Source organism: Bradyrhizobium genosp. SA-3, from assembly GCF_004212635.1.
Classification (GTDB): Bacteria; Pseudomonadota; Alphaproteobacteria; order Rhizobiales; family Xanthobacteraceae; genus Bradyrhizobium.
Genome location: NZ_PSRT01000008.1, coordinates 1 through 15,116, shown reverse-complemented (window position 1 = coordinate 15,116; position 15,116 = coordinate 1). Strand labels below are relative to the sequence as shown.

Below are 15,116 nucleotides of genomic sequence, written 5' to 3'. Positions count from 1 at the left end.
CGCCTTTGCCCACGCTACGATTCCTACGGTCTGCCATGAGCAAAGACGAATTCCTCGCTCTCGCTCTGCAAAACCCCATCAACGCCGCGATCGTCGATGAGCTCGGTCGACTCGCGCTGACGGATGCGTGGCTGGTCGCAGGTTGTCTGGTGCAGTCGGTGTGGGACGTGCTCACGGGCCGCCCGATCGATCACGGTATCGCCGATTACGACGTGTTCTATTTCGACCCCGACACCTCATGGGAGGCGGAGGACGCGGTGATCCGCAAGCTGAATGCGCGGCTCGCGCATCTCGCCGCCAAGGTCGAGATTCGCAACCAGGCGCGTGTGCATCTGTGGTACCCCGACAAGCATGGCCTGCCCTATCCGCCCTTGATGCGCTCGACCGACGGCATCGACCGCTTCCTGACGGAGAATACGCAGCTCGGCATCCGGCCGGCCGACGGGAATTTCGAGGTCTATGCGCCGCACGGATTCGACGACGTCGCGAGGCTGATCGTGCGGCCCAATCGGGCGCTGAATTTTTCCGCCGCCAATTACGAGGCGAAGGTCGCGCGATGGAAGGCGCTGTGGCCAGAGCTTACGGTAATTGCGGCGGAGTGAGGTGCCGTAGGGTGGGCAAAGCGAAGTGTGCCCACCAACCCCGCGCCGGCGGGAAAGATGGTGGGCACGGCGCTTCGCGCCTTTGCCCACCCTACGGCTACTGCGTCCGGGGCATAGAACTATCGCACCACGCCCGATGTGAACCCCGCCTTCCGCCGCGGCGGCTTGATTTCTTTCTTCAGGAAGCAGCGTGCCTCGCGCCCGGTGTAGCCGGGGCGGGCATAGGTGAAGGCGCGGCATTTGTTGTCGGCAGTGCAGGCCGCCTTGCAGGCCTCCTCGCCTTCGCCAACCTTGAGCTCGAAATTGCGCAGGTCTCCGCCCGGACGATCGATCGAGGTTTCCACGCCCTCGATGCGCGGCTCGATCACGCCGGCTCCGCGGACGCCGGAGATGCAGCAATTGCCCGGCACCCGCGCCGGCACCGTGTTCTTGAGCCAGCACACCGCTGAGCCGCCTTCGACATCGGGATAGTTGAAGCTCCAGGAGCGGCAGCGGCGGTCACGCTCGCACAGCAGCGCACAGTCCTCGGGATCGCCCGAGGTGACCGGCGTGTTGAAATAGTCGCCTCCCGGGCGGTCGAACGCCGTCTGCGCGGGCGCCGGCACGCTCGCAAACACGAGCGAAAGCAGCGCGGCGCATGCCACGACGCTTGCGATGACGCCCCCGGACAGGCGACCCTTCCCCATCGGAACAGCTTTCGAGTTATTGACGACGCTCAGGTTTTTTCAGCCGATCATTTGATCGCCGCAAACCTGTACGTGCGATGAACGCTCAGTTCCCGATCGTTAGTCTATTGGTCTAGAAAGCGTATTCCGCGTAGGCCGGTTCCACCGAACCCTTCCAGGGACCATTAAACTTGTCCAGCATCTCCTCGGCCGGCGTCCGGCCGGAATCGATGATGCGATCGAGCGGCTCCAGATGCCGCGTCTCGTCGCGGCCGAGCTGGTCGATCCGGCCGCGCCGGCGCAGGCCGGCATGTGCCAGGACGAGGCACTCCTTGGCGATCTCGAAGAGATAGCGATCCCTGATCCGCGACTTGAAGCCGAAGCGCGGCACGTCTCGCGCAAGGCCTGACGTTCAGGCGCGCTCCAGTGCTTCACGATTTCCCAGGCGGCGTCGAGCGAGACGTCGTCGTAGAGCAGCCCGACCCAGAACGCCGGCAGCGCCGGCAACCGGCCCCACGGGCCGCCATCGGAGCCGCGCATCTCGAGATAGCGCTTGAGCCGCACCTCGGGAAAGATCGTCGAGAGATGGTTGGCCCAGTCCGACAGCGTCGGTCGCTCGCCGGGCAGATTGTTGTTGCGGCCGTCGAAGAAGGCGCGGAACGAGGAGCCCGACACGTCGATGTAGTCCTCGCCGCGCTTGACGAAATACATGGGCACGTCGAGCGCGTAGTCGACATAGCGCTCGAACCCCATGCCGTCCTCGAACGCCCACGGCATCATGCCCGAACGCGCATTGTCGGTGTCGCGCCAGATCTCGGAGCGGAAGGAGAGGAAGCCGTTCGGCTTGCCTTCGGTGAACGGCGAATTGGCGAACAGCGCGGTCGCGACCGGCTGAAGCGCGAGCGAGACCCGCAGCTTCTTGACCATGTCGGCTTCCGAGGAGAAGTCGAGATTGGTCTGCACCGTGCAGGTCCGATACATCATGTCGAGGCCGTATTGGCCAACCTTCGGCATATAATTGGTCATGATCTTGTAGCGGCCCTTGGGCATCACCGGGATGTCCGCGCGCGACCAGGACGGTGTCATGCCGAGCCCGAGGAAGCCGATGCCGAGCGGCGTTGCGATCTCGCGCACTTGCGCCAGATGCGCCATCAGCTCGCTCTGGGTCTGGTGCACGTTCTCGACCGGCGCGCCGGAGAGCTCGAACTGTCCGCCGGGCTCGAGCGAGATGGCACCGCCGCCGGTGACGTCGTAGAGGCCGATGATGTTGCCTCTCTCCATGATCGGCTCCCAGCCGAGCAGGAGCTTCATGCCCTCGAGCAGCGCGCCAATGCCGCGCGCGCCTTCGTAAGGCACGGGACGGTGGCCTTCGAGCGTGAACGGCGTCTTCTCGTGCTCGGTCCCCATGCGGAATTCGGATGGGTCCTTGCAGCCGGCCTCGAACCACGCGACGAGCTCGTCGCGCGATTGTAGTGGCGTCATATCGATCTGGTCTCGCGCCATATCAAACTCTAATCAAAAAGCGCTTCGACCGAACGCGCGGGTGACGGGGAGGGTCCGCGAACCCGCCGGGCGCGCGGACGTGCTGGTTTGGCGCGCGATCATCGCGACGATGTGCTTTCGTTGACGTTGGCGACGGGCGGCAATTTCATCTCGCCGCACGAGCAGCCCAGGCGATCGAGCAGACCACTGAGCTTGACGGCGTCGGCGTCCGATAGTTTCGAACCGACATATTTCTCGATTGCGGCCGAATAAGCGCCCCACATCCGCTTCTGCAACTCGCGGCCGGCTTCCGTGATCTCGACAAACTGGCCGCGCTTGTCGATCTTGCATTCGCGCCGCGAGGCGAGGCCTTCGTCGACCAGGCGGTCGATCAGCCGCGAGGTCGAGTATTGCGGGATCAGCATCTGGCGTTCGAGCTCCACCGGCCGCAGCTCGCCAGCGGGGGCGCGGGACAATTCGAGCAGCGCGTCATACCAGGCGAGCGGCGGGAACCCCGCCTTCTTCAGGTCCTGCTCGACGCAGTCGAGCACGCGGCTCTGCACCCGCATCAGGCGGATCCAGGCCGAAGTTGCCTCGGTCGATGGTTTGCGTTTCATGGTCGCGCTCAAACTCGTCGCCCGCTCTTTACCTCACTCGATGCACCTGCATCAATCTTGACTATTTCATGCAAGCGCATGTAGTCGTTCTTTCGCCCCCACCAAGCGTCACGAGAAGGAAATTCCATGAAACTGTACTATTCGCCCGGCGCCTGCTCCCTGTCCCCCCACATCGCGCTCCTGGAAGCCGGCCTGCCCTATGAGCTGGTCAAGGTCGATATCCGGGCCAAGAAGCTCGAAAATGGCGAGGATTATCTGAAGCTGAACCCCAAGGGCCAGGTTCCTGCGCTGGGCCTCGATAGCGGTGAGATCGTGACCGAAGGCCCCGTGATTGTCCAGATGATCGCCGATCAGGCATCAAGCAAAGCGCTGGCCCCCGCCCGCGACAGTTCCGAGCGCTACAAGCTGCTCGAATGGCTCAACTTCCTCACCTCGGAGGTGCACAAGAGCTTTGGCCCGCTGTTCGCCCCGGCGCTGAACGACGAGGCCAAGGCCTTCTTCAGGGATCGCGTCATGGGCAAGCTGAAATATATCGACAGCCAGCTCGCCGGCCGCGACTACCTCATGGGCAAGCAGTTCACGGTTGCCGACGGCTATCTCTTCACGATGCTGACCTGGGGCGACCGGATGAAGTTCGACCTCTCCGCGATGCCCAATCTGACCGCCTACAAGGCCCGCGTTGCGGCGCGGCCGCAGGTGCAGGAAGCGCTGAAGAAGGAAGGGTTGGTCCAGGCAGCCTAAGGCCAGACCACACCAGATGAGATGATAAAGAGCCGGATCGATGATCCGGCTCTTTTGCTTGAACCGCTCGGGGAAACCCGGAGGTTCGAGATGTCTTGATATCAATTTTACGAGCATTGTCGGAGTTAACAATAACTCCGCCTTGCGTGCTCGGCGTAGGTCACCATCCTTGTGAGAGCAATCCGGTTGGCTCTACTTCAGCTAGGGCCCGCGATGCGGGCCCCCGAACTGGGAAGCTCGCGTGACAACCGTACTCCTTCTCTTGCTCGCGAGCGCAATCACTGGATTGGCGACGGGGCTATTCTTCCGGGTCTGGGCTTTGTCGGTGGTCTCGCCGGCGACCGCGATCCTTGCCGCAACCGTCCTTCAGACTTCAGGCTTCGGATTTTGGACCGGCATTCCGATCGTCGTCGGCTGTCTTATTGCCGGCCAGCTTGCCTATCTGGCGGCGACGTTCCACCTGCACAGAGGGAAGCTCTCAATGCAGGACGAGATCGACGGCGAACCAGGCAAGCATAGCCATCGCCATATCGAAGAAGAGAACGAGTAGGGCCAGGCCGACCCACGAGGGGATTTTTCTGCGCCGCCGGAGAAGCCTGCGGAGCGGCCACGGCCGACCCACCAGAAAAAGGGGCGCGTGTCTTATCGCAACGCCGGCTGCGCTGTCTTGAGACACCGTCGGGATCATTGCGGGACACCTTCAATGCTAATGGTCATCCGGTGGATTCGTTAGCAAGAGCGGTGCCAGTGCAGAGCGAGCGTGGGTGGGATTTGAGGAGGGCCGCGCATTCTCGCCGCCCGATGACGGAAAATAAAAAAGGCCGGATCGATGATCCGGCCCTGTGTTTCTGCGTAGCCCGGATGGAGCAAAGCGCAATCCGGGGTAACTGCATCCGCGGAGATGCTGTCCCGGATTTCGCTTTCGCTCCATCCGGGCTACAGGTTCTCTTAGGCCGCCGTCTTCTTCGGCGCGAAGCGGCCGTAGAAGGTTTCGCCCTTCGCCGCCATCTCTTCAAGCAACTTCGGCGGGGTGAAGCGCGAGCCGTATTTGGCCTCTAACTTGTGGCAGAGCTCGACGAACTTCTTCGTGCCCATGAAGTCGATGTAGGACAGCGTACCGCCGGTGAACGGCGCGAAGCCGAAGCCGAGGATCGAGCCGACATCGGCCTCGCGCGGATCGGTGATGACGTGGTCCTCCACCGTGCGTGCGGCTTCCACCGCCTGCACCACCAGGAAGCGCTGCTTCAGCTCCTCGACGTCGAGCGTATCAGGGTCGAGCTGCTTCGGCTGCAGCGCGGAGAGGCCCGGCCACAGGCTCTTCTGACCTTTGCCCTTCTCGGGATAGTCGTAGAAGCCCTTGCTGTTCTTGCGGCCGAGCCGGCCCTGCTTCTCGACCATCTCGACCATCAGCTTCTTCTGGTCGGGGTTGATGGCGTTGGGGCCGAGATCGGCTTCCGTCGCCTTCATGATCTTGAGGCCGAGGTCGAGTGCGACTTCGTCCGACAGCGAGAGCGGGCCGACCGGCATGCCGGCCATCTTGGCGCAGTTCTCGATCATCGCCGGCGGCACGCCTTCGAGGAACATCTCGTTGCCTTCGGCGACATAGCGGCCGACGCAGCGGTTGGCGAAGAAGCCGCGGCTGTCATTGACGACGATCGGCGTCTTGCCGATCTGCCGGACGTAATCGAGCGCGGTCGCCAGGGCGACGTCGCCGGTGTTCTTGCCGAGGATGATCTCGACCAGCATCATCTTCTCGACCGGCGAGAAGAAGTGGATGCCGACGAACTTGCCCTGGTCCTTGAAGCTCTCGGCCAGCGAGGTGATCGGCAGCGTCGAGGTGTTGGACGCAAAGATCACGTCGGGCTTCAGGTATTCCTGCGCCTTGGCAAAGGTCTCCGCCTTGACCTTGCGGTCCTCGAACACGGCCTCGATGACGAGGTCGATGTCCTTCAGCGCGGCATAGTCCGCCGTCGCCGTGATGCGCGCGAGCAGAGCTTCGGCATCACCAGGCTTGGCGCGGCCTTTCTTGATCTGCTCCTCGATCACCTTCTGCGCATGCGCCTTGCCCTTGTCAGCGCTCTCCTGGTCGCGGTCGATCAGGACCACGTCGAGGCCGGCGCGGGCCGACACGTAGCCGACGCTCGCGCCCATGAAGCCAGCGCCGATCACGGCGATCTTCTTCACCTTGGTGGGCGGCACGTCCTTCGGACGGCGAGCGCCCTTGTTCAATTCCTGCATCGAGAGGAACAGGCTGCGGATCATTGCGGCCGCTTCCTTCGAGCGCAGCACCGACGTGAAATAGCGGGACTCCACGCGAAGCGCGGCGTCGATCGGCAGCTGGAGGCCTTCATAGACGCAGCTCATGATCGCGCGCGCGGCCGGATAATTGTCGTAGGTCTCGCGGCGATAGATCGCGTTGCCAGCAGGGAACATCATCATGCCGGCCTTGGAGAACACCGGGCCGCCGGGGAGCTTGAAACCCTTCTCATCCCAGGGCGCGACGGCCTTGCCGCCGCCCTTGATCCAGTCCTTGGCCGCCTTGATGAGCTCGGCCGCGGGAACGATGGCGTGGATCAGGTTCAGCGCCTTCGCCTTCTCGATCGTGACCGGATCACCCTTGAGCAGGATCGTCATCGCGTCCTGCGGCGGCACCAGACGCGGCACGCGTTGCGTGCCGCCGGCGCCGGGGAACAGGCCGACCTTGACCTCGGGCAGGCCGAGGCGGGTCTTGGGATTCTCCGCGGCAACGCGATAGTGGCAGCACAGCGTGATCTCGAAACCGCCGCCGAGCGCGAGGCCGTTGATCGCCGCCGCCCACGGCTTGCCGGAGGTCTCGATCGAGCGCAGCACCTGCGAGAAGCGGCGGCTCTGGTCGAACAGCATCTGGTTCGCCGCGGTCTCGCCCTGCTCCTTGAACACCTTGGCATAAGCCTGGTTCATGCCTTCGAGCATCGACAGGTCGGCGCCGGCGCAGAACGCTTCTTTCGCCGAGGTGATGACGACGCCCTTCACCGCGGCGTCAGCCGTGGTCGCCTTGACGATCGCGTCGAGCTCGCTGGTCGAGGTCTCGTCGAGCACGTTCATCGAACGGCCCGGGATGTCCCAGGTGACGAGCACGATGCCGTCGGAATCGGTCTCAACCTTAAAGTTCTTGTACGACATGTTGGTTGCTCCTCGGTGCCGCAGCCGATGCCAGGCGCGGCGGTTGACTTAAGGTCTCGTAGGGTGGGCAAAGGCGCTCTTGCGCCGTGCCCACCATCGTTCGCGGAGACAGCAGTGGTGGGCACGCTTCGCTTTGCCCACCCTACGGCAGCTCGTTACACCCGCTCGATGATGGTTGCGGTGCCCATGCCGCCGCCGATGCACAGCGTCACAAGGGCGGTGGACTTATTGGTGCGCTCGAGCTCGTCGAGCGCGGTGCCGAGGATCATCGCGCCGGTCGCCCCGAGCGGATGGCCGAGCGCGATCGCACCGCCGTTGACGTTGATCTTGGCATTGTCGATGTCGAAGGCCTGGATGTAGCGCAGCACGACCGAGGCGAAGGCCTCGTTGAGCTCGAACAGATCGATGTCCGACTTCTTCATGCCGGAACGCGCAAAGAGCTTCTCCGTGACGTCGACCGGACCGGTCAGCATCATCGCCGGCTCCGAGCCGATATTGGCGAAGGCGCGGATTTTTGCACGCGGCTTCATGCCGTATTTCGCACCCGCTTCCTTGCTGCCGAGCAGCACGGCGCCGGCGCCGTCGACGATGCCCGAGGAGTTGCCGGCGTGGTGCACGTAGTTGACACGCTCGATCTCGGGGTGCGACTGCAGCGCGACGCCGTCGAAGCCGCCCATCTGCGCCATCATCGTGAACGACGGCTGCAGCTGCGCCAGCGACTGCATCGTCGTCGAGGGACGCATGTGCTCGTCCTTGGCGAGGATGGTGAGGCCGTTAATGTCCTTGACCGGCACCACCGACTTGTTGAAGCGGCCCTCGTCCCAGGCCTTCCCCGCGCGCTGCTGGCTCTGCACCGCGTAGGCGTCGACGTCGTCACGCGAGAAGCCGTATTTGGTGGCGATCAGATCGGCCGAAACGCCCTGCGGCATGAAGTAGGCCGGCACCGCCATCGAGGGATCCATCGGCCAGGCGCCGCCGGAGGCGCCGATACCGACGCGGCTCATGGATTCGGCGCCGCCGCCGATCACCAGCTCATGCTGGCCGCTCATCACCTGCGCGGCGGCAAAGTTCACGGCGTCGAGACCTGAGGCACAGAAGCGGCTGATCTGCACGCCAGGCACGGCTTCGCCGAGACCGGCCTTGAGCGCAGCAAAGCGCGCGATGTCGGATCCCGCTTCGCCGACGGGATCGACCACGCCGAGCACGACGTCATCGACGGAATCCTTGGGCAGGTTGTTGCGGTCCTTCAGCGCCTTCAGCGGCACGGTGGCGAGCGCAAGCGCCGTGACTTCGTGCAGCGCGCCGTCCGCCTTGCCGCGGCCGCGCGGGGTGCGAACGTGGTCGTAGATGAAAGCCTCAGGCATGACGCCCTCCTGATGTGATGTTTCGAGAACGATTGGGAGCGGGCAGCGGTAGCAGGCTCAGAATGCTTCCGCCGGCAATTCCATGATGGTGGCGCAGCCGGCCTGGATGCGCGCGAGATTGGCGGCGGTCTCCGGCAGCATCCGCTCCATGAAGAAGCGGCCGGTGACGAGCTTGGTCGAGAGATAGGGCGTCGCCCCGCTCTCGGCAATCTTCGCCTGCGTCACCTTGGCCATCTTCGCCCACATGTAGCCAAGCGCGACGAAGCCGAAGAGATGCAGGTAATCGGTTGCGGCAGCGCCGGCATTGTCCGGCTTCGCCATCGCGTTCTGCATCAGCCAAGTGGTGGCCTGCTGGAGATGGCCGAGCGAGGTCGAGAGCGGGGTGATGAACGGTTTTAGCGCCTCGTCGCCGCCGTTCTCCTTGGCGAAAGCCATGACCTCGCCGAAGAAGGCCATGATGGCGCGGCCGCCGTCGCGGGGCAGCTTGCGGCCGACGAGGTCGAGCGCCTGGATGCCGTTGGCGCCTTCATAAATCATCGCAATACGCGCATCGCGCACGAACTGCTCCATGCCCTGCTCGGCGATGTAGCCGTGGCCGCCATACATCTGCTGCGCCTGCACCGCGTTGGCGAAGCCGTAATCGGTGAGAAAACCCTTCAGCACCGGGGTCATCAGGCCCATGTGGTCGTCGGCAGCCTGGCGATCCTTGGGATCCTCGGAGCGATGGGCGACGTCGCTCTTCAGCGCGGTCCAGATCACGAAGGCGCGCGCGGCCTCGTTGAAGGCGCGAATCGAGAGCAGCGTGCGGCGCACGTCGGGATGCACGATGATCGGGTCGGCTTGCTTGTCCGGCGCCTTGGCGCCGGTGAGTGCGCGACCCTGGATGCGCTCGCGGGCATAGGCGACCGCGTTCTGATAGGCGACCTCGGACTGCGCGAGGCCCTGCACGGCGACGCCGAGCCTAGCCTCGTTCATCATCACGAACATGCCCTGCATGCCCTTGTTCTCTTCGCCGATCAGCCAGCCGGTGGCGTTGTCGTAGTTCATCACACAGGTGGAATTGCCGTGAATGCCCATCTTGTGCTCGATCGAGCCGCAGACCACGCCATTGCGCTGCCCGACCGAACCATCGGCGTTCACCAGGAATTTCGGCACCACGAACAGCGACACGCCCTTGATGCCGGCGGGCGCGCCCTCGATGCGGGCGAGCACGAGGTGGATGATGTTGGAGGCGAGGTCATGCTCCCCGGCCGAGATGAAGATCTTGGTGCCGGTGATCTTGAAGCTGCCGTCGGCCTGGCGCACCGCCTTGGTGCGGAGCATGCCGAGATCGGTGCCGCAATGCGGCTCGGTCAGGTTCATGGTGCCGGTCCATTCGCCGGCGACCATCTTCGGCACGTAGGTCTGCTTCTGTTCGGGCGTGCCGTGCACCAGCAATGCCGCGGTCGCGCCCATGGTGAGACCGCCATACATCGAGAAGGCCATGTTGGCGGAGATCTGGAATTCGTTGACCGCCTGGCTCAACGTCACCGGCAGGCCCTGGCCGCCATATTCCGTCGGCGCCGACAGACCGAGCCAGCCGCCCTCGGCGACCTGCTTGAAGGCCTCCTTAAAACCCTTCGGCGTGGTGACGCTGCCGTCTTCAGTGCGCTTGCAGCCTTCGAGATCGCCGACACGGTTGAGCGGCTGCAGCACCTCTTCGGCGAGCTTGGCAGCTTCGCCGAGGATCGCCTCGCGCACATCGCTCGACGCGTCCGAGAAGCCCGGCAGATTGTCGTAGCGATCGATCTGGAAGACGTCGTTGAGCAGGAAGTTCACGTCTTCGACAGGGGCTTTATAGATCGGCATGGCGTTCTCCCGGCATGGGCCTTGAAGTGATCGGGCTCTGAGGTGGTGGAATTCTCGTGAAGTCCCTGCGGCGCAGTCGCGAGCTTAGCGGCTTCTGCACCCTCGGGGCAGTGTCATGATTGGGCGGCAAGCTGCTCCGCCATCAGGCGATGCAGCATGTTGATGGCCTTGAGCGGACGCACCATCACCTTGAAATGGGTGATGCGTCCTTCGCTATCGAAGCTGATGATGTCGACACCGTTGATCTCGATGCCGTCGATGACGTTCTTGAATTCGAGCACGGCGCCATTGTCGCTGCGCCATTCACCGACATAGGTGAAGCCGGGGCCGCCGAGCACCTTCTCGGCGCTGGAGAGGTATTTGAAAGTGATGTCGCGCCCGCGCTGCGGGGTGTGCACGACGGGGCTTTCGAACACGGCATCGGGGTGCAGAAGGTCCCAGAGCGCGGCGCGGTCGTGAGACTTCATGTAGGCGTACCAGGAATCGAGGCCGGTCATTCTCAGGTGCCTCCCTAGGGCAAGGGCATAAATGCGAAAACAACCCCATGCACAGTAGCGAGAAGGTTGATTCCGCTGGATTTTCAGTCGGGGTCTTGGGCCCCGTCCGCAAGCTGCCTCATATGCACATTGACGCATATGCGCCGATGCGCATAAAGTCAAGCAGGTTGGTCAGACCTAAGAAGGGAGGCCGGTCATGGCGCTCGGCGACGCAATCCTCGCATGCCTGACGGAACGTCCGATGACGGGCTACGAGCTCGCCAAGACGTTCGATTCTTCGATCGGCTTCTTCTGGAAGGCCGACCACCAGCAGATCTACCGCGAGCTCTCCAAGCTGCGTGACCGCGGCTACATCCAGGGCCGCGAGGTCGTGCAGACGGGCAAGCCGAACAAGCTGGTTTATACGCTCACCCCCGAGGGCAGAACAGCGCTGCGGCACTGGGCCGCGCGGCCAAGCACGCCGGCCTCGACCAAGGACGACCTCTTGGTCCGCCTCCATGCGCTCGACAGCATCGATATCGAGCCCCTGCGCACCGATTTGATGGCCCGCCTGGAGCACCATCGCGACCGTCACGCCAATTACGAGCGCATCCTGAAGAAGCGTTTTCCGGACGGAACGGCGGAGGGCCGGCTCGATCTCGGCAACCTGCTCCTGCTCCGCCTCGGCGCCCGGCACGAGCAGATGGTGGCCGATTTCTGCGAGGAAGCGCTGGAGGCGTTGTCGGCGATGAGCGGCAAGGCAACGGTGGTGCCGTTGGAAGATGGCAAGCGCGAGAAGAGCTGAATTCGGCCCGCCGGTCATCTTGCCGCGCACTTGAAAGTCCTGGCGACACTTGTCATATTATACATGACAAGTGGCGAGACTTGCCCATGAACGAACTTGCTCAATCTCCTGACGTTGCCAGGCTGGCAGCGGTTGCCCGACTTCTCGGAGGAACCTCCACCTTCCGAAAGATGCCCCGGAGCCCGCTGGAGGCTCACGAAATTCTCGTGAGCGGTCTTCCATCCAAGGCGCTGGTGTATCTGGTCGCAAACTTCGCGTTTCTCCGCTGGGACGATTCGTTCGCGCGGGCGATCGGAATGAGCCATCGAACGTACCAACGCCATACCGCCGAAGATATTCGGCAACTCAGCCCCGAGCAGAGCGGCCGCGCGTGGAAGCTTGCAGAGATATTGGCGAAAGCGACTTCGATTTTCGGATCAAAGGAGGAGGCCGAGCAGTGGCTGGAGCGTCCGGCCATCGGCCTCGATCAACGCAGGCCGATCGACCTGCTGGCGACGCCAGCCGGCGTTGAACTGGTCGAAGACTTTCTGGCACGGCTCGAATATGGCGTGTACGCGTGACGCCGCTTCCCGCCGCGCTCGGAAGCTCCGAGCTGGTGGCCTGGCGTCTTGATCAATCCAAATACGCAGCGACTTGGGACAGCGGCGAAGGCGCGTTTCTCGCCGGCGGCCGCTGGAATAGCAGAGGCGTTCGTGCGGTGTATTGTTCAATCGATCCCGCGACAGCGATTCTGGAGGTCGCCGTCCATAAGGGATTTCGAGCACTGGACCTGGTGCCCCATGTGATGACGTCCGCGACAATCGATCCGACCGGCGTCTTCGTGGTCGAGCCCGGCACTATTCCAAACCCCAGTTGGCTGAGACCCGGGATACCAAGTGCAGGTCAGCAGGCATTCGGGGATGAGTTGCTAGCAAAACATCGCTTCGTTGTGATTCCGAGCGTGGTGTCGACGGCGAGCTGGAACTTGATCTTCATCGGCGCGAATGCGGCCGGCGCCTACAAGCTGAGATCCCAGGAGCCGTTCGCACTGGACACGCGTTTGCATCCCCCAGGCCGCTAAGCCGTGCGCGAGGCATGGTCGGCGATGAGCGGCAAGGCAACGGTGGTGCCGCTGGAAGACGGCAAGCGCGAGAAGGGCTGAGGGCTGTCGAGCCCGACGTGACAGAGGCCGTCACCACACCCACGGTGTCATGCCCCGCGACCCGGCTACGCCAAGGCTTCGCCGGGGTTGAGGTCCAGGGGCGCCGAAGCTTTAGCGAAGGCGGCAGGCGGGGCATCCAGTACTCCGAGGCAGCGCGGCTGGAATCGAGCCGCCGCGGCGTACTGGATCGCCCGCCTTCGCGGGCGATGACAGCGGAGTGTGCGGCAGCAGCAAGTCGCGAAGGATGCAGTGACGCCGCTCGGGGCTTCCCCCGCCCAACTTTAAGACACCTGCGCCAGCGTTCCTTAACTCGTTATTTACCGTAACAGGAAAAAGTCGGTTTTCGAGGCAGACGACCTGCGCCAAATTCGGTTGTGTTTGCAACCGGGCACGCGTGGGGAGGCTGGAGGCGCCGGGTGGGGCGCCGGAGTCGGAACCGGACAGAGTCATGAATTCGCGCGTATCGTGGAGTGTTGACGGCATCGATCCCTCCGTCCGGGAGCGGGCCGAGGCTGCTGCGCGCAGAGCCGGCATGTCACTCAACGATTGGCTGAACTCCACGCTCGGCGAGACAGCGCCACCGAACTTTCGCGCACCTTACGAGCAGCGTCCGCACCACATCCCGCAAGGACCGAGCCAGGAAAGCCGCGAAGTCGCCGACATCCACCAGCGGCTCGACGCGATCACCCAGCAGATCGAACGGATTTCAAAGCCCGCCCAGCGCCAGGATACTTCGCGGCAGGACATGTCGCGCGAGCAGGGCGTCGCGCGCCAGCTCAATGATGCGATCTCGCGGCTCGATGCGCGGCTGTCGCAGATCTCGAAGCCGCAGCCGCAGCAGCCTCAGGCCCAGCGGCCGGCACCGTCACCGGTCGAGACGCGCCAGCGCCAGGCCGATGCAGTCGAGCGCGCGGCAGCCCAGGTCTATCGCAATTCTCCTCCGCTGAGCCCCGCGTCCTTCGACGTCGCGGTCGCCGAGATCACGGCGCGGCAGAGCGAGCTCGACGGCTTTACGCCCAGGCAGATGCCACCGCGCGCCGCGCCGTCGATTGCGCCCATGGCGGCGCCACCCGCCCCCGCCTACGCGCCGCCGCCCCCGCAGCCGGGGCCCGATTTCTCGTCGCTCGAGCGCCATCTGCTCAAGATCACGAGCCAGATCGAGTCGCTCCAGCGCCCTGACAATACCGAGCAGGCGATCACCGCCTTCCGCAGTGAGCTTGCCGAGATCCGCCACGCCATCACCGAGGCGATGCCGCGGCGCGCGATCGAATCGATCGAGAACGAGATCCGCTCGCTGCACCGTCGCATCGACGAGACCCGCTCCAACGGCACCGACGGCCAGGTTCTCTCCGGCATCGAGCGGGCGCTGTCCGACATCAAGCAGGTGCTGCGCACGCTGACCCCGGCCGAGCAGCTCACCGGCTATGACGAGGCGATCCGCAATCTCGGCGCCAAGCTCGATCTGATCCTGCGCGCCAATGACGATCCCTCGACGGTGCGCCAGCTCGAAGACGCGATCTCGGCGCTGCGCAGCATCGTCTCCAACGTCGCCTCCAACGAAGCGCTGGCGCGTCTGTCCGAAGACGTGCAGCTGCTGTCGTCCAAGGTCGACCAGATCACCCGCGCCTCCGGCCCCAGCGACAGCTTCGCGGTGCTGGAGCAGCGCATCGCGGCGCTCACCGCCGCACTCGAGACGCGCGAGCGGCCTCAGCCGTCCGAGAGCACCGAGCACCTGGAAGCTGCGATCCGCGCGCTGTCGGACCGCTTCGACCGCATGCAGGTCGGCAACGACTCGGCCTCGACCTTCGCCCATCTCGAGCAGCGCGTCTCGTATCTGCTGGAGCGGATCGAGACCGCCTCCGATCCGCGCAGCGGCAATTTGAGCCGCGTCGAGGACGGGCTGCACGACATCCTCAGGCACCTGGAACGGCAGCAGGCAACCTATTCCGCGCTGGCCGAGAGCCGCAGTTCGGCGCCGACTGCCGATTCCGGCGTGGTCGATCTCGTCAAGCGCGAGCTCTCCGATATCCGCTTCAGCCAGGCCGAGACCAACCGGCACACGCAGGATTCGCTCGAAGCCGTTCACAACACGCTCGGCCACGTCGTCGACCGCCTCTCCATGATCGAGGGCGATCTGCGCGCGGTGCGCACCGTGCCGCCCGCCCCTGCGCCGCGGATGCCCATGGCTGCCCCGATGGAGCCCGCTCCGATCG

General features: G+C 64.2%; 12 protein-coding genes and 2 pseudogenes. 7 read left to right on the top strand and 7 right to left on the bottom strand.

The genetic code is table 11. The features are described 5' to 3' along the window. The first annotated feature begins 35 nt into the window (after positions 1–35). Entirely contained in the window at positions 36–602 is a 567-nt protein-coding gene (locus tag CWO91_RS03840; RefSeq protein WP_130212308.1) for a nucleotidyltransferase family protein, read from the top strand. A gap of 119 nt (positions 603–721) precedes the next feature. Here the strand turns inward: CWO91_RS03840 and CWO91_RS03835 are convergent, their stop codons facing one another. From CWO91_RS03835 to CWO91_RS03825, 3 genes and pseudogenes are all read right to left on the bottom strand, one after another. After that, positions 722–1,288, bottom strand: a complete 567-nt coding sequence (locus tag CWO91_RS03835) for a PAN domain-containing protein (protein ID WP_128936825.1) — start codon at positions 1,286–1,288, stop codon at positions 722–724. A 112-nt stretch (positions 1,289–1,400) separates the two neighbouring features. Further along, positions 1,401–2,770, bottom strand: a pseudogene (locus CWO91_RS03830) (glutamate--cysteine ligase). A gap of 98 nt (positions 2,771–2,868) precedes the next feature. Continuing rightward, complete coding sequence (locus CWO91_RS03825; RefSeq protein WP_130212307.1) at positions 2,869–3,366, bottom strand: MarR family winged helix-turn-helix transcriptional regulator; 498 nt, start codon at positions 3,364–3,366, stop codon at positions 2,869–2,871. A gap of 126 nt (positions 3,367–3,492) precedes the next feature. On the opposite strand from CWO91_RS03825, the gene gstA reads away from it, so the two are divergent. Continuing rightward, entirely contained in the window at positions 3,493–4,107 is a 615-nt protein-coding gene (gene gstA, locus CWO91_RS03820; RefSeq protein ID WP_091885197.1) for a glutathione transferase GstA, read from the top strand. 241 nt (positions 4,108–4,348) lie between these two features. After that, positions 4,349–4,657, top strand: coding sequence for a hypothetical protein (locus CWO91_RS03815; protein WP_130212306.1), 309 nt, complete (start codon positions 4,349–4,351; stop codon positions 4,655–4,657). 398 nt (positions 4,658–5,055) lie between these two features. Here CWO91_RS03815 and CWO91_RS03810 read toward each other — a convergent pair whose 3' ends face one another. The 4 genes from CWO91_RS03810 to CWO91_RS03790 form a co-directional block, all read right to left on the bottom strand. After that, positions 5,056–7,269 (bottom strand): FAD-dependent oxidoreductase, encoded by a 2,214-nt coding sequence (locus CWO91_RS03810; RefSeq protein ID WP_130212305.1) that lies wholly within the window; start codon positions 7,267–7,269, stop codon positions 5,056–5,058. Positions 7,270–7,424: 155 nt separating this feature from the next. Beyond that, positions 7,425–8,633 carry an acetyl-CoA C-acetyltransferase gene (locus CWO91_RS03800; RefSeq protein ID WP_130212304.1) on the bottom strand — a complete coding sequence of 403 codons (1,209 nt, stop codon included), beginning with the start codon at positions 8,631–8,633 and terminating at the stop codon, positions 7,425–7,427. Positions 8,634–8,690: 57 nt separating this feature from the next. Continuing rightward, entirely contained in the window at positions 8,691–10,481 is a 1,791-nt protein-coding gene (locus tag CWO91_RS03795) for an acyl-CoA dehydrogenase C-terminal domain-containing protein (RefSeq protein ID WP_130212303.1), read from the bottom strand. Between the two features lie 113 nt (positions 10,482–10,594). Further along, positions 10,595–10,978: a nuclear transport factor 2 family protein gene (locus tag CWO91_RS03790; protein WP_130212302.1), complete on the bottom strand. Its 384-nt coding sequence runs from the start codon at positions 10,976–10,978 to the stop codon at positions 10,595–10,597. 196 nt (positions 10,979–11,174) lie between these two features. Between CWO91_RS03790 and CWO91_RS03785 the strand changes: the two genes are divergently transcribed. The 4 genes and pseudogenes from CWO91_RS03785 to CWO91_RS03770 form a co-directional block, all read left to right on the top strand. Further along, complete coding sequence (locus CWO91_RS03785; protein WP_130212301.1) at positions 11,175–11,762, top strand: PadR family transcriptional regulator; 588 nt, start codon at positions 11,175–11,177, stop codon at positions 11,760–11,762. Positions 11,763–11,848: 86 nt separating this feature from the next. Beyond that, a complete protein-coding gene (gene parS / locus CWO91_RS03780) occupies positions 11,849–12,322 on the top strand; it encodes a type II RES/Xre toxin-antitoxin system antitoxin (RefSeq protein WP_130212300.1) in 474 nt (157 codons plus the stop codon). Beyond that, entirely contained in the window at positions 12,319–12,822 is a 504-nt protein-coding gene (locus tag CWO91_RS03775; RefSeq protein ID WP_130212299.1) for an RES family NAD+ phosphorylase, read from the top strand. Before parS ends, CWO91_RS03775 begins: the two co-directional genes overlap by 4 nt. A gap of 529 nt (positions 12,823–13,351) precedes the next feature. Further along, positions 13,352–15,116, top strand: a pseudogene (locus CWO91_RS03770) (hypothetical protein); the annotation flags it as partial.